The sequence below is a fragment of the Psychrobacter sp. GW64-MNA-CIBAN-0177 genome (assembly GCF_040309585.1).
Taxonomy (GTDB): domain Bacteria; phylum Pseudomonadota; class Gammaproteobacteria; order Pseudomonadales; family Moraxellaceae; genus Psychrobacter; species Psychrobacter okhotskensis.
This window is the reverse complement of sequence record NZ_JBEOOY010000024.1, coordinates 16,178-37,577: the sequence shown is the minus strand read 5'-3', so window position 1 is coordinate 37,577 and position 21,400 is coordinate 16,178. Positions and strand designations below refer to the sequence as shown.

15 protein-coding genes are annotated in these 21,400 nt (G+C 44.6%); 3 read left to right on the top strand and 12 right to left on the bottom strand.

Features of this window, described 5'->3' with window-relative positions; all coding sequences use genetic code 11:
* The 11 genes from AAEY79_RS12380 to AAEY79_RS12330 form a co-directional block, all read right to left on the bottom strand.
* A partial coding sequence (locus AAEY79_RS12380; RefSeq protein ID WP_350541783.1) for a helix-turn-helix domain-containing protein occupies positions 1 to 308 on the bottom strand: 308 nt, incomplete at its 3' end.
* Between the two features lie 162 nt (positions 309 to 470).
* The gene (cysE, locus tag AAEY79_RS12375; RefSeq protein WP_374190010.1) at positions 471 to 1,343 is read right to left on the bottom strand and encodes a serine O-acetyltransferase; all 873 of its coding nucleotides are present in this window, start codon (positions 1,341 to 1,343) and stop codon (positions 471 to 473) included.
* Between the two features lie 213 nt (positions 1,344 to 1,556).
* Entirely contained in the window at positions 1,557 to 2,000 is a 444-nt protein-coding gene (locus AAEY79_RS12370) for a YtoQ family protein (protein WP_025651025.1), read from the bottom strand.
* Between the two features lie 103 nt (positions 2,001 to 2,103).
* On the bottom strand, positions 2,104 to 2,967 hold the full coding sequence (locus AAEY79_RS12365; protein ID WP_037025985.1) for an RNA methyltransferase: 864 nt from the start codon (positions 2,965 to 2,967) through the stop codon (positions 2,104 to 2,106).
* On the bottom strand, positions 2,964 to 3,350 hold the full coding sequence (locus AAEY79_RS12360; RefSeq protein ID WP_025651023.1) for an Hpt domain-containing protein: 387 nt from the start codon (positions 3,348 to 3,350) through the stop codon (positions 2,964 to 2,966). Before AAEY79_RS12360 ends, AAEY79_RS12365 begins: the two co-directional genes overlap by 4 nt.
* A gap of 227 nt (positions 3,351 to 3,577) precedes the next feature.
* Positions 3,578 to 7,282, bottom strand: coding sequence for a DNA polymerase III subunit alpha (gene dnaE, locus AAEY79_RS12355; protein ID WP_025651021.1), 3,705 nt, complete (start codon positions 7,280 to 7,282; stop codon positions 3,578 to 3,580).
* A gap of 306 nt (positions 7,283 to 7,588) precedes the next feature.
* Complete coding sequence (locus AAEY79_RS12350; RefSeq protein WP_352288547.1) at positions 7,589 to 9,037, bottom strand: alanine/glycine:cation symporter family protein; 1,449 nt, start codon at positions 9,035 to 9,037, stop codon at positions 7,589 to 7,591.
* An 89-nt stretch (positions 9,038 to 9,126) separates the two neighbouring features.
* Positions 9,127 to 10,623, bottom strand: coding sequence for an aldehyde dehydrogenase (locus AAEY79_RS12345; RefSeq protein WP_352288544.1), 1,497 nt, complete (start codon positions 10,621 to 10,623; stop codon positions 9,127 to 9,129).
* Positions 10,624 to 10,734: 111 nt separating this feature from the next.
* Complete coding sequence (dapA, locus tag AAEY79_RS12340) at positions 10,735 to 11,616, bottom strand: 4-hydroxy-tetrahydrodipicolinate synthase (RefSeq protein ID WP_352288541.1); 882 nt, start codon at positions 11,614 to 11,616, stop codon at positions 10,735 to 10,737.
* A gap of 104 nt (positions 11,617 to 11,720) precedes the next feature.
* Positions 11,721 to 12,968: an FAD-dependent oxidoreductase gene (locus tag AAEY79_RS12335; RefSeq protein ID WP_352288539.1), complete on the bottom strand. Its 1,248-nt coding sequence runs from the start codon at positions 12,966 to 12,968 to the stop codon at positions 11,721 to 11,723.
* 131 nt (positions 12,969 to 13,099) lie between these two features.
* Positions 13,100 to 14,086 carry a proline racemase family protein gene (locus tag AAEY79_RS12330; protein WP_201567236.1) on the bottom strand — a complete coding sequence of 329 codons (987 nt, stop codon included), beginning with the start codon at positions 14,084 to 14,086 and terminating at the stop codon, positions 13,100 to 13,102.
* A gap of 375 nt (positions 14,087 to 14,461) precedes the next feature.
* On the opposite strand from AAEY79_RS12330, the gene AAEY79_RS12325 reads away from it, so the two are divergent.
* Complete coding sequence (locus AAEY79_RS12325) at positions 14,462 to 15,277, top strand: AraC family transcriptional regulator (protein WP_227687582.1); 816 nt, start codon at positions 14,462 to 14,464, stop codon at positions 15,275 to 15,277.
* Positions 15,278 to 15,287: 10 nt separating this feature from the next.
* Here AAEY79_RS12325 and ggt read toward each other — a convergent pair whose 3' ends face one another.
* A complete protein-coding gene (gene ggt / locus AAEY79_RS12320) occupies positions 15,288 to 17,234 on the bottom strand; it encodes a gamma-glutamyltransferase (RefSeq protein ID WP_227687583.1) in 1,947 nt (648 codons plus the stop codon).
* Between the two features lie 261 nt (positions 17,235 to 17,495).
* Between ggt and AAEY79_RS12315 the strand changes: the two genes are divergently transcribed.
* Both AAEY79_RS12315 and AAEY79_RS12310 read left to right on the top strand, forming a co-directional pair.
* Positions 17,496 to 19,580, top strand: a complete 2,085-nt coding sequence (locus AAEY79_RS12315) for a hypothetical protein (RefSeq protein WP_201567228.1) — start codon at positions 17,496 to 17,498, stop codon at positions 19,578 to 19,580.
* 44 nt (positions 19,581 to 19,624) lie between these two features.
* The gene (locus tag AAEY79_RS12310) at positions 19,625 to 21,349 is read left to right on the top strand and encodes a hypothetical protein (RefSeq protein WP_201567226.1); all 1,725 of its coding nucleotides are present in this window, start codon (positions 19,625 to 19,627) and stop codon (positions 21,347 to 21,349) included.
* Positions 21,350 to 21,400: the final 51 nt, after the last annotated feature.

Sequence of the window (21,400 nt, the reverse complement as noted above, 5' to 3'; positions counted from 1 at the left end):
CTCATATGACTGAGTCCACCATGAACACCTGCTATTTGCTGGGGACTCCAGTTCTCTTTAAGCTTGTCTGTGACCCATGCCCAGATGTCAGCCACAATAGTTATGGCGTTGTTAGCCCGTCTGTCACAAGCCTTGTTATTAGCATGCTTTGCTCGGTAACCTCGTAGGCTTTTATTGCGTCTAAGCTCTCTTGATATGGTACTGGGACTTCTGTTTAACGCCCTCGCTATAAAATTAATACTATGTTTTGCCCCTTTAAGGACATAAATCTGGTATCGTTCCCCTAGGCTTAGATGTGTATAGTTCATGGTTGCAATCTCACTTTGGTCGGTGGATAAAAACTTTGATGCTAGCGCATCTAGGTCTTTTTTTCACCTTGCATTTGGTATTGCACTTCATGTGTTAATCTAAGCATAAAAAAAAGAGGCTGTTTGGCCTCTTTCTATTTAGTATCTAAGATAGCTAGCAGCTTACTTTTGCTCAGCGCCTGCTGCATCCATATCAGACCGACCAATCACATCTAAATCCTCTAAGCACAGCTTGTCGTATTCCTTTTTGCAAAAATTAGGATCGATTTTGCACATCGCACTTTGCAATTGATCTAGGCGGTTTTCTGATTGCTGGATATGTTCAAGCATTTTAGCAAAGGCTTCTGCGACAGGGTCTTGAGAGAAAGGGTCAATACCGTAGGCTTGAAAGGTGGTGGTTCGTTTGGTATTCGATACTGTGTCTTTTACTTTATCTTTGTCAGTACTGCCAGCTTGCGCGACTTTTTCTTGCTGTTTGGCATCTTGGACTTTGGTCGCGATGGGATTGCCTTTTTCATCATGATAGTCCGAAATCATGCGAGCCGCACTACCGACCATGGTGGCATTTGCTGGGACGGGTTTGACAACCACAGCATTTGAGCCGATTTTGGCATTCTTACCCACAGTAAATGGGCCCAATACTTTTGCACCAGCCCCGACTGTCACCCCATCTTCTAAGGTTGGGTGACGCTTGCCATTATTTTGCGAGACGCCGCCGAGGGTGACGCCATGATAAAGCGTGACGTCATTACCAATTTCTGCTGTTTCACCAATGACCACGCCAACCCCATGATCGATAAAGAATCGCTTACCAATTTTGGCAGCCGGATGAATTTCAATGCCTGTGATGATACGCGAACCGTAAGAAATAACGCGAGCAGCGAGCTTTTGCTCATGTTGCCACAGATAATGTGCCCCGCGATGCAAAATAAGCGCGTGGATGCCAGGATAGGTTAGGATGACTTCCAAGCTATTACGCGCTGCAGGATCGCGGGTGAATACCGCATCGATATCTTCTTTTAGATCTTTTTTGATGCTGGTAAGCGATTTGAACAATTTGGCTGGCAATGACATAAAGCGTCCTATCGTATTTTTGATGACAATCTCTTTAGTTATAGCAGTTTCGCAGTACAAAATATAGCGATGAATAATAAATTAAAACAGATTGTTTATAGATAAACACCAAGCAGTGGCGATTTTTCTATAGACAATCATAGGTGACTTACATAGGCGACTTGCACAGGTTACTTAGCTGTCACTGGTAACATATTTTAGCAGTTCGACAACCTGTTCAGGCGTTTGCGCCCATGCCATTGCAGCCGCATCCACTTCTTTTAGCGGATGAATAATATCTTCAGCATGTAGCGTGATATAAGGTTTGCCCAAAGCGGCGCAGTAGCCCGCGTCAAAGGCGGCGTTCCATTGTTTGTATTTATCACCAAAGCGAATTATGGCAATATCACATTTTTGAATCATATTTTTGGTACGAATCGCATTCACCTTTGATGACTGATGGTCGCGCCAGAATCCATTGTCATTTTTACCCAACACATCACCAGCCGCGTCGCTGGCTTCGTGTTCAGTCACGGCGGAGGTAAAGGTAATAGCAAGACCATAATCCTTCGCACCTTGCATAATTTTCTGCCGCCAGTCGCTGTGTATCTCTCCAGATAAATAAACAGTCCAGTTCACTGTTAACTCCTTTTTATTATTAAACCATCTGATTTGCAATACACTAACACTACTGTTGCCAATGCCAAAAACTCAACGCCCTAAACATTGCGCATTAGAAGCTTTAATCTTTTGCAAGCTTAGCAATTAAAGCGCTTAATAGCTGATATTCTTTTTGATCAAGCTGTAAGCGTGAGCCCAGTCGTGATAGGCGTGACGGTAAAGACTTTAGGTTTTCACTATCGGCCAGTCCGCGTTGAACCATCAATTCAGTCGTGCGCTGAGTCAGCTGCTGTAATTGCTGTTGGCTAATGGCGGGTTCATCCCATTGTTGCCGTAGATGAACGTCTAATGTTGGCTGAACCGTTGCATCTTTATCATTATCTAGGCTGTTGGTAGTCGTTTGGGCATGAGTTTGTGCATAAGCAAAGATAAAGCTGGCAATCACTTGCACGGCAGAGGCAACGTTGAGCACAGGATAAGCCGGATTGGCATCAATTTGAATATGATAATCAGCGTAAGCCAATTCTTCATTGGTCAATCCGCGGTCTTCACGCCCAAATAAGATAGCAATATTTGGCTTATTTGTAGATTGAGCATTTTCACTCAATTTAATGCTTTCATTATTATCGGCTACATCGAGAGCAGTTTGCTTATCGATAAAATCAAACATGATTTTGGCAGCTTGCGTGGGTGTCACCACAGGGCGCGGCAAATGACGGCTGCGACTGCTGGCCGCAAATACGAGCTGGCAATCTCCAATAGCAGACTCTAGGCTTGGCGATATCAAGGCTGATGATAATACGTCACTGCCACCAGCAGCATGAGAGACGCTGGTGTCATCGATTGGTAGCTTGGGATCGATGACAGTTAAACGCGACAAACCCATGGTATGCATGGCGCGTGCCGCTGAGCCGATATTGGCAGGCAAAGTGGTATTAACCATGACGACTTGTAGGCAAGAAAGATAGTCATTCACACTACTCATGATTGCCCCAAGCGTTGATTGATTGCCTGTTCAGCACGTTGTAAGGCGACGGCGATATCTTCAATCAGTGCCGCTTGCTCACCGATACGGCGCTCACGGCAGCGCTCTTGTAATTGGCTGCTCAGGTTCATCAACTGGGTCGTACCCAAGTTGGCGCAAGCCCCTTTTAGCGCATGAGCAACTTCGAAACCATTGGCATTATCATTTTTTTGTTGGGCAGCTCGTAACTTTGTGAGGCGCTGGTAACTATCAGCAATATAAACTTGTATCAAGTCGGCAAAGTCTTCTTCTAGCAAGTCACGCATGTCTTCAAATTGTTCGTGATTGATAATTTCTTCATCAGAAGCAGCATTGATAGGATTGTTATTAAAATTTTCAGTCATAAGGGTATGTCCAATATCGTAAAATTAGTGCAGTTCGAATAACCACAATAAACAGTTTAGGGCGTGCCCTCAATTCAAGCGATTGTATCTAAATGGGCTAAAAATGGCTAAATTTTGCCAAACATCGTCAAATAGCTGATTAATATCCCGATATTATTTCCGCTATTTTCCTCACTTGCCTGCAATTTATCTCATTTTTATGACCATTTTTTAAATGAGGACACGCCCTAGCTATAATGAAAATGTAAATTATCTTCGCTAAGCATGTTCTTCAACTGCTGCAAATTATCATCGTTAGGGTAGACGCGCCAATGTTCGGAGAGCCCTACATTAGCAATACCGAACTCTTCGTAAATGCTAAGTCCCAGCGGCAGGCAGTTATCGTTGATTGAGGCGTCGGTATTGCTCAGAGCATTATTGGCATAACTTTGATTAGAAGCGCTTTGACTCATATCACTTTCTAATGCCAACAAATCATTACCGTCTTCGTCATACAAGCTGCCACCCATGGCAGGGTCATAAACGTTATTGTTGCTATTACCTTGCTCGTCCTGCTCGTCATTAAAGGACAAGCGCGGTTTTGGGATAATGTCAGCTTGTGCCGATTTGAGTAGTGGCTGCAAACGTGTCAGTAGGTTAATGTCACTGCCGTGGACTTTAATACTGATTTTTTTCAGCCATCGCAAGCGTGCATCAACCATACTCATGGCATTATCAAGACGAGCAAACAGACGACCGTCACGCTCACGAATACTGCCTTTGATGATGACCACTTCATCCACCTTCAACTGTTCTTTGACACGGTTAAAACGTTCAGCATAGCAGCTAACTTCAAGGCGTGAGGTTCCATCATCTAAGATAATTACATTACGATTACCAAAGTTAGCGATATCGATAATTAAGCCTGCAAAATAGCAGCTACCGTTGTAACCAGTGTCCGTTAGCTTATCGAGACGTGCGCCTGAGGTATAGCGTTTGATCTCATCCAAATACTCATTGATTGGATGGCCGGTTAAATACAAACCTAAGGTGTTTTTCTCCGCTTTTAAACGGTGCTTATCACCCCAAATTAATTCTGAGGTCATGACCAATGGCGGTGCAGCAACGACACCGTCCATTTCACCAAATAAGTCCATCATGCCGATTTCACGGTTCTGACGGTCTTGTTCAGCGGCTTGTACGGCGCTTGGCAATTGACTCATAAGCGCGCCACGAATCTCGTAAGCTTCATCGGCTGGCAAGTCAGGACGTAGGGTCGCCGCAAAGTCATCAAAACACCCAGCACTCACTAAGGCCTCAAGCGTACGTTTATTGACTTTTTTGATATCGACGCGGCGGCAGAAGTCATATAAATCTTTAAACGGACCTTCACGGCGGCGCGCATCAACGATAGACTCAACGGCACCTTCGCCAACGCCTTTAATCGCACCCAAGCCATAAATGATATTGGTCGGGGTATCGGCGACGAAATGCCATTCACTACGATTCACCGATGGATTGACCACAGTTAACTCAAAGTTTTCACGGCAATCATTGATAAAGAACACCACGTTGTCGGTGTTGTTCATATCTGATGTCAATACCGCTGCCATAAATTCGGCAGGGTAGTATTGCTTGAGATAAGCGGTCTGATAAGCAAGCACGCCATATGCGGCAGAATGCGAGCGGTTAAAACCGTAACCAGCGAACTTTTCCATCAGGTCAAAGACACCACCTGAGGTCACTTCATCGATACCTTGCGCCGTGGCACCAGTGACAAAGATATCGCGCTGTTTGGCCATCTCTTCGGGTTTCTTTTTACCCATCGCACGGCGTAACATGTCCGCACCACCCAAGCTATATCCTGCCATGACCTGCGAGATCTGCATGACCTGTTCTTGATAGACAATAACGCCGTTGGTGTTTTCTAATATTGGCTCAAGGTTTGGATGGTCATAGATGACTTCCTCGCGACCGTGTTTACGATCAATATACATCTCTACCATGCCAGCATCGAGCGGACCCGGACGATAGAGCGCACACATGGCGATCACATCTTCGATATTAGTCGGTTGTAATTTCGCCAAATACTTTTTCATACCCATACTTTCAAGCTGAAAGACGGCAGTAGTCTTGGCATCTTGCAATAGCTTGTAGGCTTTTTTGTCATCTAATGGCAAGTCTTCTAACACCAACGCTTCTTTGCCTTCTTTCGCACGACGCAAGTTGATGTTTTCTACCGCAGCGTTAATGACGGTTAAGTTACGTAGACCCAAAAAGTCGAACTTTACCAGACCAACCGCTTCGACATCATCTTTATCAAACTGACTGACACGGTGACCATCGTCATCACAATAAATGGCGCTAAAGTCAGTGATTTTATGCGGGGCAATTAGTACGCCACCGGCATGTTTACCAACGTTTCGGCAGACACCTTCAAGCTTGATTGCCATCTCCCAAATTTCGATAGCATCTTCATAATCCATATTGTCAGGATTGGAGATTAAGTCTTTAAGCTGTGGCTCTTGCTCGAGCGCTTGGCTGAGCGTAATACCGGGGGTCTTTGGAATTAATTTAGACAATTTGCTGGCAAGAAAGTACGATTTACTTTGTACCCGCGCCACATCTCGTACCACTGCTTTTGCCGCCATGGTACCAAAGGTTATAATTTGCGAGACCGCTTCACGCCCATAAGTTTGCGCCACATAATCAATAACACGGTCACGACCTTCAATACAAAAGTCAATATCGAAATCGGGCATGGAGACACGCTCAGGATTTAAGAAGCGCTCAAATAGTAGGTCGTAATGGATAGGGTCGAGGTCGGTAATGTTTAACGCATAAGCGACCAAGGATCCTGCACCAGAACCACGACCGGGTCCAACGGGTACGCCATTGGCTTTTGCCCAGCGGATAAAGTCCATGACGATTAAGAAGTAACCGGGAAAGCCCATGGATAAGATAACTTCCAGCTCATATTCTAAGCGTTCATCATACTTTTGGCGAAAATCGCTCCAGTTATCAGTACGTGCTTCAACGGGAAATAGCTTATCTAATCGATTGTTAAGGCCCCGTATTGACTCTGCGCGAAAAAACGATTCAATCGTTTCGCCTTCAGGGACAGGAAAATCGGGCAGGACGTTAATACCAAGGGTCAAGGTTACATTACAGCGGGTTGCTAAACGCAAAGTATTATCAATTACCTGTGAAATATCATCAAACAACTGCTCCATCTGTGCTTGGGTTTTAAGATATTGCTCATCTGAATAGGTTTGCGGACGATTTTGGTCAGCGAGCACGTAGGAGCCTGCGATACAGACGCGTGCTTCATGGGCGTCAAAATCGTCTTGCTCTAAGAAGCGTACGTCGTTATGAGCAATAATAGGAATATTGTATTTGGCACCTGAGTGGATAGCAGCCTGAATAAAGGTGTCTTCCCCTGAACGATTGGTACGCTTGATGGCAAAGTATAAGCGATCATCAAACTGTGCTTGCCATTCTGTCAGCAGCTCATCAGCTTTTTCTGGCATAGAGCCGACTAGCGCTTGACCCACATCTGACTTTTCGGTAAATAAGACAATGACGCCTGCGGCATGCTCTAAAATATGGCTGCGTTTGATGACAGGCACGCCATGATTGGCAGCGTCAGCGCGTCCTTCAGTGAAGCCAAGCGAGACGATACGGGTAATGTTTTGATAACCCTCGTTATCCATCGCTAGCAGGGTTAGCCGCGTGTCCTCATTCTCCATGATGACTTCGCTACCGATAATCGGTTTGATACCAGCACCTAGGCAGGCACGATAGAACTTCACCGTGGCATAAAGGTTGGATAAATCAGTTAACGCCAGCGCACGTTGGTTGTCTGCCGCCGCCGCTTTGATAAGCGGCTTTATACGCACGATAGAATCGGTGATCGAATATTCGCTGTGAATGCCAAGGTGTACAAATGCCATAGAGGACTCTTACTGATACGATCAAAAGGAAATAGGTTGCTAAGAAAATAAATTTATTATTATCAATGATTTAATTGGTGTTTTAGAGTTAATTAGAAGTGAATAAGACGTCAATAGCCATATTTATTCATTTTAAATTTAGCTGCTAATAATAGCATTATTTGGTACGTACAGCCACCGATTCAAGGGTATCAAATTGAATGGATGGTTTTTGGGAATGGGTTTGATTATAGGAAAAAGCCTTCTATATCATAATGATGTAGAAGGCTCTGATAGGTGAAAGATTTACGATTATTTAGCTAATATTTAACGCTTATCATGTTTATCACTATAAGCTATCCAAAAGTCTGCGTTTTCAACGCCTGCTTTTCTAGGGTCAAAGACAGGATCGAGTCCTAGCTTCATTTGCTCGTCGTAGTCTTTTAACACTTTTAACGCCGTTTTACTAAGTAAGACGATGGCGATGAAGTTAAGGTAACACATACTGCCGAAACCAATATCACCTAGCGCCCACATAACACCGACTGATTGCATACTACCAGTGAAGCAGATTATTAAGAATACTACTTTTAATATTGGCTTTAGTACTGGATAGCGCAGCTTGCTATCCAAATAAACTAGGGTGGTTTCAGCGATATAGTAATAGGCAATCAAGCAAGTAAAGGCAAATAAGAAGATAGCAATGGCGACAAAACCGCTACCGAATTGACTAAATACCGTTGATACTGCGGCTTGAGTAAATGCGGTTCCAGCTGCAATGCCAGGCATGTTTTCGACTAAGACCAAGCCTTCGGCAGGAATAACGTTATACATGCCGGTAGACAAGATCATAAGCGCAGTTGCAGTACAGACGAGAACCGTATCAACATAGATAGAAAAGCTTTGCACCAAACCTTGTTTGGCAGGATGAGAGACTTCTGCAGCAGCGGAGCTGAAAGTAGCTTCGCCTGCACCAGCAACGTTTGAGAATACAGCACGACGTACACCCCAAGATATTGCTAAACCAACAATACCGCCAAAGACAGCATCCATACCAAACGCACTTTTGAAAATAAGAGCGAACATAGCAGGTAGGTTTGAGGCATTAAAGGCCAAGACAATAACCATCAACAGAATATAGCCAATTGCCATAAAGGGCACAACCGTGCCAGCAAAACTGGCGATACGTTTGACACCGCCAAAGATAATAAAGGCCAATAGAGCAACGATGATGGCACCAGTTATGACGGGTGGGATATTAAAGGCGGTATTGAAAGAGTCGGCAATGGTGTTGGCTTGCACGCCCGGCACCAAAACACCATAAGAAAGACAAGTGACTGCTGCTACTAGAATAGCGAATGGCTTCATCTTTAGACCACGTTCGATATAGAAGGGCGAGCCGCCACGATATTGATCATCGACCGTATGCTTATAAACCTGTGCAAGGGTAGACTCAATAAAAGCACTCGCACCGCCAAGTAAGCCCATGACAATCATCCAAAATACCGCTCCTGGACCACCCGCTGCGATAGCGGTGGCCACCCCTGCGATATTACCAACCCCAATACGACCTGATAACGCCATACAAAAGGCTTGGAAAGAGCTAATACCTTGGGTTGAAGTTTGCTTATCAAACAACAGTCTAGTCATCTCTTTGAGATAGCGAAACTGGACACCGCGAGTCATCACGGTAAAATAAATGCCGACACCGAGTGCCAAATAAACTAACGCATCGCTCCAAATATAGCCGACGATGGTATTAATAATCGCTTCCATGGCCTTACTTCCCTGTAAGTATGTGACTAAAGGCTTAAATCATTTAAGCTGTTTTTTTAATTGGTGACTGTACTGACTGAACACGCTTGTTAATTAACTAACCAGATAGTCTTGGTCTGTGCATATTGCGATAAGGCTTCTAAACCATTGTCACGACCGCCAAACCCTGATTGTTTATAACCGCCAAATGGCGTCGTGATATCACCTTCTGAAAAACCGTTGATTGAAACAGTGCCCGCTTTAATAGACGATGCAACACGATAAGCGCGCTTGATGTTCTGTGTATAAAAAGAAGCGGCGAGCCCATAGTTGGTTTCATTGGCTAATTTGATGGCTTCTTCTTCGGTCTCAAAACTCGTTACCGCCAGCAAAGGACCAAATACTTCTTCCTTGAACAAAGTCATATCGGCTGTAACATCATCAAAAATAGTCGGTTCAATATACCAGCCACTGCCTAAATCTTCACGAGTGTTGCCACCTGCAACGATCGTTGCACCTTCCTCTTTAGCAGTCTGTAAATAATGTGAAACTTTGTCAAAATGGGCTTTTTCAATCATCGGACCAATGGCAGTATCAGGATCGTAAGGTGAGCCGACCTTCCAACCTTTTAGACCGTTTTTTAGTTGCTCAAGTAGCACTTGTTTTTGGCTACTATGTACTAGCAGACGTGAACCACAGCTACAATTTTCACTCATATTCCAAAACGCGGCTGATAGGATATCATTAATGGCAGCGTCATCGAGTACAGCATCGTCAAAGACTATTTGTGGGCTTTTACCGCCGCATTCTAAGACGATTTCTTTTAGATTACTTTGTGCTGAGTATTGTAAAAACAGACGTCCGACCTCAGTTGAGCCAGTGAAAGACACTATGTCAACATCCATATGTTGACCGAGTGCGGCACCGACATTTTCACCAAGGCCACAGACCATTTGCAGCGCTTCTCTGGGCACGCCAGCTTCATAGGCAAGCTCGGTTAAACGATAAGCCGATAGAGAGGTCAGCTCAGCAGGTTTAACAATAACGGAGTTGCCCATAATGAGAGCAGGGGCGACTTTCCAAGCGTACATTTGGGCTGGGAAGTTCCAAGGTAATACCGCACCAACGACACCAATGGGCTCTTGCACGATAAGTCCTAAAGCCGCGTTACCTGTCGGCGCGACTTTGCCAAATACCTTATCAGCGGCCTCGGCATACCATTCAAAAGTTTCAATAGTCGCTGGCATGTCAGTGTTTAAGCATTCGGTAATCGGCTTGCCCGCATCCACAAAATCTAATGCTGCCAGCTCCTCGACGTGCTCATGCATGAGTGCACACCAGCGCTGCACAATAGCCTTGCGCTCAGCAGGAGCCAGACGACGCCATTCACCGTTTTCAAAAGCATCGCGAGCGACTTGCACGGCAGTATCGACATCATCGCTAGTACCTGACGCAATTTGACCGATAATACTGTTATCAATCGGCGTGTAATTGTCCAAAGTAGCGTCTGATAAGCCATCCGCTGCTATTAAGTGACCCGCCCATAATTGCTGCTGTTTTGCTTTCTCAAATACTTGTTGTTTGGTAGATTGTTGTTTGGTGCTCATTTTTCTAATCCTTATCTGCTAAGTTTGATGTCATCGATTCGAGATTTGAATACGGCATCAAATTTAGCGTGGGTTATCCTTAACATTGTTTTTACTAAGCTGAGCTGAGTGCTATTTAGACAGTAAGGCTAAAAACTCTGCTTTTTCGTCTTCTGGCATGTCAGTTAGTGGCACGCGAACTGAGCCGACATCCATGCTGCCTTTTAAACATCCCGCTTTGGCCTTTTGGTTGTAGTTGCCAGACTCCATAGAATGGATAGCAGGATAAATCTCACTCATGATTTGCTTGGCCTTATCCCAGTCGCCTTGCTGGGTGGCGTTAAATAATGCGACTTGTTCTGCTGGGAAGACGTTCGCTGCGCCTGCGATCCAGCTTTTTGCACCCCAAAAGAAGAAATCAACGGGCTGATCATCACAGCCACAAACCACATCAAAGTCATCAAAATTAGCTTGCAGCATGCGTAGCGCATGACTAAAGTCGCCGCTGCTTTCTTTTACACCGACGATGTTAGGATGCTTAGCTAGATGAGCAACAGTGTCAAATTCAATGGCAACGCCAACACGATCAGGGAAGTTGTACATAATAATCGGCAGCTCACTAGCATCCGCGACTTTTTCGAAGTGAGCGATGATGCCATCTTGCTCAGGTAAGCTATAAGGGGTGGCAGACAGCATCAGGCCGTCATAACCTAAGGCTTTGGCTTGTGCGGCAAGCTCAATAGAGTGGTCAGTCGATAAGCTGTTGATACCAGCAATCAGAGTGATTTTATTTTCAGCGCCTTTATTTTTTGCGGCTGCAGCGATAGTGGTTAATACGAGCTCGCGCTCTGCGGCCGAAAACGTATAGTACTCACCTGTGGTACCGCAAGCGACGATACCGGCTACGCCTTTGTCGATAAAAGCTTCGACCAGTGTCGTTAATTTTTGCGCATCAACGTCGCCGTTATTGTCGAAAGGGGTGACGATTGGGACTAAAATTCCATTTATGTTCATGAGACTATCCTTATTGGTGTTGATATTGATGGTGATTTAACGGGTAATGATTCAATGATGAATCGGTTGATTTTTACTTGGTTCATAACCGTTCGATAAGCACCTTATTGAAAGCGGGTAAGTTGATACGGTTTTGGATCGATAGTATGGTCTTCATCAAAATAGTATTCGGCAATCATTTGCGCACTAACGACAGCTTGCGTTAAGCCTAAATGCTGATGACCAAAGCTTAAAAATACGCGCTCGATTTTTTCGATGACTGGTAAGGAGTCTGCGGTCGATGGACGAAAACCCATCCATGACACGCTATCGCTAGCATCTAACGGCGCTTTTAACATAGGCTGCGCATGTTGTAAGAGTATTTGCGCACGCTGCATATTGGCAGGCGCATCAAGTCCTGCGTACTCTACCGTACCCGCCAAACGTAGGCCTTCTTGCATCGGTGTCATAACAAAGCGCCGATCCAAACTCGATACGGGAATCTGTAATCGCGCGCTTTCATGAGGTAGCATTAAGTGATAACCACGTTCGGTATCTAAAGGTATGTTGACGCCTGTTAGTTGCTTGGCCAAGGCTTTAGAGTGGGCGCCTGCTGATAGCATCACTTTGGACGCTGTCATATCACCTTGACTGGTGGTTAAATGAACACCATCTGCACCATTAGTCGCTGCAAGGACGCGACAATGTTCAATAACATGACCGCCCAATTGTATAAAGGTATTGTGAAGCTGATTAATGACAGCTTTTAAATTGGTGATATGTCCTGTATTTGGGAAAAATAACGCTGCTAACTGGTTCTCTTGTAAGGCAGGCTCACGCTCTAATAAATCCTCTTTGCTCAGCAGCTCATTGCTCACATCAATGTCATTGAGACGCTTACCGTGTGCTGTTAATAGCTCAAGACTACTAGGCTTTTCAACCGTTAATAACGAACCCTTTACTTGTATCCAATCGCCCAATTGCCACTGATCAGCAAAGCCTTGCCACGCTTGGAGGCTGTTTTGATTTAAGCTTAACAACGCTTGATGAATCCGCTCAAAGGGCTCAGGGCGCATATTCATTAGCAACTGCATTGCCCAAGGCATCAAACGCGGCAGATAGCGCCAGTCTATGCGCAGCGGTCCAGTCGGATTCAATAACATGGCGGGTACATGACGGAGCATGCTGGCATCAGCAATGGGGAATACTTGCTCGGTAGCGATATGACCTGCGTTACCTAATGATGCGCCTTGACCCACTTCATTGGCGTCCAGCAGTGCGACTTTTACGCCTCGCGCTTGCAATGTCACCGCAGCCGCTAGACCGATAATGCCGCCACCAATGATATGCAAGTCGACGTTTGAGGTAGTCATAATTTTTCTCGCTTACGTTCGTCGATTAAGCACTCTTGATAGTGTTTACGCGTTTATCAATAAATAAGGTCACTTAATAAGTTAAGCCACTTCATAAATCAGGTCATTTCATAAATAATGCTGAGAGCTCATTAAGACGGGATGCCCCATTTAAAAGGATCGTATTCTTGCACAATGAGCGTGGTCTCAGCACAAACATAAGCATGACCACGAATCGTTGGGATAATGGTCTGTGCAGGATAGGCCGTACCAGCTGCATTATTGAGCTTAGTTGCATATTGATAACTGCCAGTGAATACACTGCCAACAACACTTTGTTGGCGCCAGATTTGACCAGGCGCTAAGAGGTCGTCAGCAGCAAGGCAGGCAAGCTTGGCACTGGTGCCGGTGCCACAGGGTGAGCGGTCATAAGCAGCACCTGGACATAAAACGAAGTTTTTACTATCGACTTGGTCATCATCGCTATCGGCAAATAACTCGATGTGGTCAATCTCGCCGCCGTTTTTGCCGGTGATATTAGCAGCGATTAATGCTTGCTTAATTTGCATGGTTACTTGAGTCAATTTTTCGACATTATTTGCTTGAATGTCTTGTCCATGCTCACTGACTAAAAAGAACCAATTGCCACCCCAAGCGATGTCGCCACGGATAAGCCCTAATTCAGGAACGTGAACGTCAACTTGTTTTTTATAACGGTAAGAAGGGACGTTTTGTACACTACAGCTGCCATCATCATGTAAGGTTGCTTTAACCAGACCGACAGGAGTCTCTAGCCAGTGCACGCCTGCCGATATCTTTCGTTGATAAGCCAATGAGACGATAACGCCAATCGTGCCGTGTCCGCACATGCCTAAATAACCAGCATTGTTAAAGAAAATAACGCTCGCTGCGGCTTTAGGATTGGTAGCAGGGAAGAGTAACGCACCGACAAGAACATCATTGCCGCGTGGCTCTAAGATGATACTTTTGCGTAGATGATCGAAGTTTTGTTTGAAGTATTGCAGCTTATCTTGAAGAGTGTCGCCGACGAGTTCAGGAAAGCCGTCATAGACCATACGAGTGGGCTCACCGCCCGTATGAGAGTCAATAATTTTAAAATTAAATAATATAGAAGACATGACTGACGCCCTAATTCATCCGTGAAAAAGTTATATTCCGCTTTTTATGCATGAGACCTAATGGTTTTAAGTTAACAGCCAATAGTTGGTTGTTATTTTCTGAGGTCTATATATAGAGTGGACTTTTTTAGAGAGAGCGTCTTGGTGTTTTCTCATGGATAAATGCGTATTTCTGCATAGTGGCTCGGTGTACACTAGAGAGGTCTGTGCCTAAAAATTGGCAATAAAATAGTCAGTTCGAAATAAAGTCGATACGTTAATAGCTACGTGCTGCTGCGGTAAATTTTTCTTGCGTGCTGTTCGCCAGCGTGACATAGCCTTCGAGTTATGGATGTTTGGCTGAATGTAAAATTGATATGACAGGGATGAGATGCGATGACTGATGTAATAACAGATGTAATAGAAGATACCGCGCTTGCTATGCTTACCACGTCATTGCAGCAGAGTATGACTGTCTATCGTCCTGACAGCCGTGAGGCTTTTATCGGTAATGTCTCATTATTACTACCGCTGCTGAATACTTTGACCAATGTGGTATTTTTTGTGAAAGATGAGCAGGCGCGTTATCAGCTGGCAAACAAAACCTTGTTAAAACGCTGTCAGTTGAGTCAGCACGAAGATATCGTGGGATTTACCACAGAAGAGGTGTTTTCGCATCGACAGAGTAGGGATTATATTTTGCAAGATATGAAGGTATTGCGAGAGGGGAAGTCTATCGTTGATAACTTAGAGCTGCACAGTTATGCGTCCGGTCAGTTAGGATGGTGTATTACCAATAAACTGCCTATCTATAATAAGAGCCAACAAGTGGTCGCCATGGTTGGGATATCGGTCGATATTGATGAAGATAACGAGCGCGTTTTACGTAAACACGCGCGCTTGGCTGAAGTCGCTCAGTTTGTACGAGCACATCTTGATCAAAAAATAAATATCGCCCAATTGGCCGACTTGGCTAATTTAAGCGTATCGCAGCTAGAGCGCACCTTTAAGGCCGTACTGAATATGTCGCCATTACAGTTTGTGCAAAAGCTGCGCTTGGAGTATGCGGTGAAGTTATTGGCTCGTCATGAGGTGTCAGTGACTCAGATATCGTTGAACTGCGGCTACAGCGATCACAGTGCTTTTAGCCGTCAGTTCAAACAATTCACGGGTTTGTCGCCCAGCCAATTTCGCCAAACGCATTTATCATAAAAAAATCAAATCAATACCCAACGACTGCCGCATCGACAATACGTGGATCTGAAGATCCATACACGCCATTTGGGGTCAGCATAATCGATTGCGTTGAGCCCATGGCAGACTGCGGACTGACCTTATGTCCCATTGATTCTAGTTTTTTAATGGTATCGACATTAAGGGCTTTTTCGATACGAATCTCATCAGGCAGCCATTGGTCATGAATACGCGGTGCGTGAGTGGCTTCAGCGATATTCATGTCATGGTCGATGACGTTGGATATGACTTGTAGAACCGTGGTGATAATTCGGCTACCACCTGGGCTACCAGTAACGATGTAAGGCTTGCTGTCTTTGAATACCAGCGTCGGACTCATAGACGATAATGGACGTTTATTGGCTTCAACGGCATTTGCTTCACCGCCTAATAAGCCATAACCATTTGGCACACCCGGTTTGGCAGAAAAATCATCCATTTCATTATTCAATAAAATGCCTGTGCCATCAGCGACAAGACCTGTACCGTAAGAGAAGTTTAGCGTATAAGTATTGGCTATGGCATTGCCGTCTTTATCAACGACAGAGAAATGCGTGGTTTGATCGCTCTCATATGGTAGGGGATTGTTTGCTTTAATCGTCGAAGCTGGTGTGGCTTTGTTTGGATCGATTAGGCTACGCAGTTTATCCGCATAAGCCTGAGAGGTTAGACCACTGGTAGGTACGTCGATAAAATCAGAATCTCCCAAGTACTCAGCGCGATCCGCATAAGCGAGCTGCATCGCTTCTGCCATTAAGTGAATGGTTTGCGCGCTGTTTTGTCCGTATTCTTTTAGCGGATAACCTTCTAAAATATTTAAGATTTGCACGATATGGATACCACCAGAAGACGGTGGCGGCATCGAGACAATCTCATAACCACGATAGTCGCCTTTAACTGGCTCGCGAGCGATGGCTTCATAATTAGCCAAATCCTGTAAGCTCATACGACCACCCGCATCATTAACCGCTTTTACCAATTTCTTGGCCGTTTCACCTTTATAAAAGCCATCTGCACCTTTTGCGGCAATCAGTTTTAGCGAGCGGGCAAGTTCAGGTTGCTTTAAGCGTTCGCCAGGTTGATAGGCGCTGCCATCAGGTTTAAAAAACACCTTTTTAGTACTTGGCCATTTTTGCATGCGATCACTCAATGCTGTGAGCGATTCAGACAAGCCTGCGGTGACTTCAATACCATTTTCAGCCAGTGCAATGGCTGGTGCCATCACCTGTCCGCGGCTCATCGTGCCATGTTCTTCTAGTGCTTTGAGTAATCCTGCTACTGTCCCGGGTACGCCAACCGCTAGACCATGATAACGAGATAAATCACTGACAGCATTACCTTCCTCATCGAGATACATATCACGTGAGGCGCTACTTGGTGCTTTTTCACGGTAATCAAGCGCCACGGTCTTGCCTTGCTTGGCGTCATAAATCATCATAAAACCACCGCCACCGATATTCCCAGCACGCGGCAAAGTCACTGCTAAGGCAAAGCCAACCGCGACCCCAGCATCAACCGCATTACCGCCGTCTTTTAAAATCTTGAGTCCAATATCAGAAGCGAGAGCTTCTTGGCTCGCGACCATACCGTTCTTTGCCCAGACAGGATGATGAATGGCATCTTCAGAATAGATGGCTTGATCGGCATTGGCGTTGTTAATCGTGGAGGTAAGCGTATTGGTTTTGGCTCGTGTAACACGTTTGGTTTCAGATATTACGGTAGGATTATCTGCCATAATCGCTAGGTTAATCGCGCTAGTATTAATCGATGTTGGGTTGATGGTAGTTGATTGATTGGTGGTTGGCTCAGCCGCATGAGCAGATAGCGATACTAAAAACGTACTACTGATTAATAGAATAGCGGTTTTTATTTTTGCTCTGTTTTTAAAGTTATTTTGAGAAGCGTTAATTTCATCTTTTGATATTGGATGTTGCATTGTAAATTCCTTTTTGAGCAAGTGATGACACGTTTGGTCTGTAAAAATAAGACTGTAAAAATAAAGAGGCTAGAACGTTAGGGCGTGCCTTAATTGACATAATGATTAGCGCCACGTTTGCTAGATAAACAGTCTTATCAAAAATGCTGAAAATTTTTAAGAAATACGTTCTAATCTTACTAAATTGTAACGCATTGTGATATAAATAATAGTGCTAGAATTTATTCGTTATTGTCTGTCTATTTATAAGAAGAAATTACTATGTCATCCAACCATACTCATAAACGCGACCAACAGCGTCACTCTGGCATGGCTCATCATCAGTCATCTGCCCATAACTATAACCACAACAATCATAATAAGCATTCATATCAGTCGCGCAAATTAACCCTTATAGCAGGCTGCGCATTACTGGTTGGCAGTGCGTTTGGGCTGGCAGGCTGTCAATCAAACCCAGCGCTATCATCATCTGCGGTATCAAAAAGCATGATTGATTTTAGTAGCGCTGATAGCACGCAGAGCCAAGCCCAAGGACGCGCGTTTAATGACAGCCTTACTACCAAATCTGAGCGTTATCAACAGTTATTTAACCAAAAAAAACACCCCAATACCGACAATCAAGCCAAATCGCATTTACTGGCGGCTATTCGTCAGCATCTGGCAACAGAACATGTGGCAGTCGCGCAAGCCAATTATCAAGCCGCACCTTTTATTGATCCAGATAGCATTGATGCAGGGTCTAGTAGCTTGCTTAGAACGATTATAGAAGCTTATGCTTATGAGCCTGACGGCGATTATGATGAAAGTGACTATGATGAAAGTGATTATGATGAAAGTGCTTATGATGAAAGTGATTATGAGAACAGGCAAACTGAGGCTATGGCAGAGTTAGCAGCGGTAAGTGCAGAGTCGAATAAATGCAATGATAATGAGGATGATGACGCTTATGAAGTCTGTGTTGTAGAGGATGTTAACTATGATGAGGACGGCTATGATCAAGACGGTTACAATGAATATGGCTACAATCCAGAGAGTTACGACAGCGATGGCTATAATGAATATGGCAATGCAGAAGGTGGCATTCTCTCAGGGGTTTCAAACCTAAAGTCTAAAAATCTGTTAAAAAACTATGAAGCCATACAGATGGCAAAACAACAATCAGAGGCTGTAGAAGGTAGACAATCATCAACGCCATCTACTGGCGTCATTGGTCAAATGCTGAGTATGTTCCATCGCACGCCTGAACAGATAGCCGCGTCAAATGCTTATCAATATCAAAATTTAACGTTCAATAGTGTCAGTCAGTACCAACCCAAACAACGCCAATTACAAAGCGTCTATAGCTATGACTATATGACACCAACGATTAGCTCATCCATACAAATACCGTTAGCATTCGATTTTAACCATAGTACAGTTACGGTAGACCCATCGGCAATCCTGCCTATCGTGGCGCTTGTTAATCCTGAAAACACCCCCTTACCTAATCAAATGACCTCACATACCGTCAGTTTTGGCTTGCCAGAGAGTATTACCGCGCAGCTACCGCCAGCAGTGCTGTATGATGCCGCCATCGCTGCCATACAGAGCAGCATGGCAGAGCTTGCGCCCGAGCACTTTAGCGCGGTAGATATTCGTCATGATGCCTTTGCCAAAGAAGTCGGGGCGAGTCGTGCGGTAAAAGTCTATTTTGGCAGTAAGCAAAGCGGTGAGATGATTGGCAAGACTTTAAAATACATGACAAAGTCGCTACAGGATTATGTCGATGCCAATCCACAAAAATATCCTGATGGCGCTATGCTAAAAACCGCGCTGGCGAAAGTGCAGCTATACAATAAAGGCTACCAAAGTGCGGATGTAGGTTCGCTTTTGCAACTTATTGAGGCCATCGGTCCGATCTCTTTTAATCAGATAAATTACTATTATTTAGACAGCTCAGATCGCCTGCTTGCCAAGCAGCAGCGGATAAATATCGGTGGCGATTTGCTGGGCTCTACGACCAGCGTGCTAAACCAAATACGCTATGATAAAAGCAGCTTTAATAACCACGCACTAACGCCTTTATTGACCGAGTCTTTTGGCGCAAATGCTAAAGCTGCTATCGATGGTAATGCATGGATCGCAGAGCAGCGTCAACAAAAAGACAGGCTGCAAGCGGCACGTGATGCCCGCTATGATTATAGTGGTCGCAGTGGTGATTACGATGATGACGACTATGGTAGCGATTATGCGGATGATGATAGCAGCTATGAGGCAGCAGAATATGACAGTGTTGATCGTCAAGATGATAATGATATCGAAGACGATGCCGCAGATGATGCTGACAACAGGGTAGACGATCAATAACGCTATCTTGTCATGTTCAAGCCCATATTTATTAAGGATAAAAAATGAAAAAAGCACATCAAATCATTGCAAGTCGTCTTCCGTCAGCTAGCTTTCCGTCAGTTATCAATAGCCACCGCCTATTTGCTGGTACATTGATCACAGGGGCACTATTATTAACGGGTTGCCAATCTACCAGTCTCGAACAATCTAACGCGATAACTGCTAAGCAAACACCAGCGGCAGCCAAGACAGCATTGGCGACGGCGTTACAAAAACAGCGCCGCCAGTCCTTTAGCTACCATAGCAATCTTGAAATCAGTAACGAGCAACAGTTTAGCGATATTGACAGCACGCAACTGGTGGCATCAGAATATGTAGATAGTTATTGTGATGATAGCCACGATCAAGCTTATGGGGCCTTATTAACAAAGGCGCAAGCACAGCATAAAGATATTGCAGCGACTGATTATGATGACCAGCGTGAGGCACTTAAACAGTCCTACCTAGCTTGTTCGGCTGCTTATGAGGCATGGAGAGACGCGCACTATGATAGTGAATCCTATGCCATTGATGCGGCAGCTGAAGACGTGGTAGATTCAGTAGCAGAGATGGAAACAACCGTGTCTGATATGGACTCGGCTCGTGAAGCAAGCGCTACGACTGTCTCATCCTATGTGTCGCCCTATTATGAAAAGCTATTTAATGAATATGAGAATAAGCAGAGCAAACAAGATATCAAAAAGTCACAATTACTAGATGCTTATGTGCTAAAGCCACTGTCTATCAATGCACAAGGCATTTATCAGCCAATGGCTGGCAAGGCGACGATGTTGGCGAGCGTTCAGTATCACGCGCGCAATCATCAAAGCAGTGTCAATCAGCCTATTTATCTAGACTTGAAAAACGGTGATATTTATCTATGGGCAGATAATTTTGCGATGTTTAATTCAGAACTGTTAGACGATAAGCTCGGCATAAAGTGGCGCAACAAGTGGTTAAAACTAGCCATTGATGACGGCACCTTACCCAAAGGCTTTGGTAGTGAATTAATAAAAAGTCATTTTGCGGCGCTAGATGCCACATTTGATGCGGCACCTGTTAGCCAGTTTGATTATGTCGCCCCTAATACGCTAGCTTCGCTCTCTCCCAAGTTACCCGCGCATCAGCTACCAGCGATGCTGGCAAGTAACCAAGTCATTCGCCGTGTACAAAGTGCTGAGAGTTATGAGCAGTTTTATCAAGATTATATGCGCATCGTCTACGAGCGGATTGGTCAGCGATATCCAGAACTTGTTAAAGAAAGCGAGCCTTACGAGATAGGCGACACAAATGCTAATAAATTTACCAGTAAAGCGTTGGTGCAGCAAATGTTGGCAATGATAAAGAATGACATAGATAGTGGCACTGAGACAATAGAGGAAACAACAGCAGAGAAAACAGAAAGTACAACGCTAGCTAATGCAGAGACGCAAGAGTTCTATGGATTTGATAAGCGTGGTCAGCTCAAATGGCAGCATCTGCGTAGTGAGCTTCCGAGCGAGACTGCTTCCAATAAAAACATGGTCATAGATGTTTTGCAGCAGTATTCCGCTATAAGCGCCAAAAACATGGCATTTCCCAATTTACCAAACGATGTGCAAGTGCCCAATGCTGGTAATAGTATTGATGTGCGCGAGTATGGTAATGAGCTGATGCAGTATTATCGTGATGGCAATGGTACTGCGATAGGAAAGATGATGTTTAGTGTCATGCCAATGGCTAAAGAGAAGTTCGGGACGATTGAATAAAAGCGGATTAATCGTAGGTAAGTTTAGTTAGTCGTTATTGAAATTAAAACC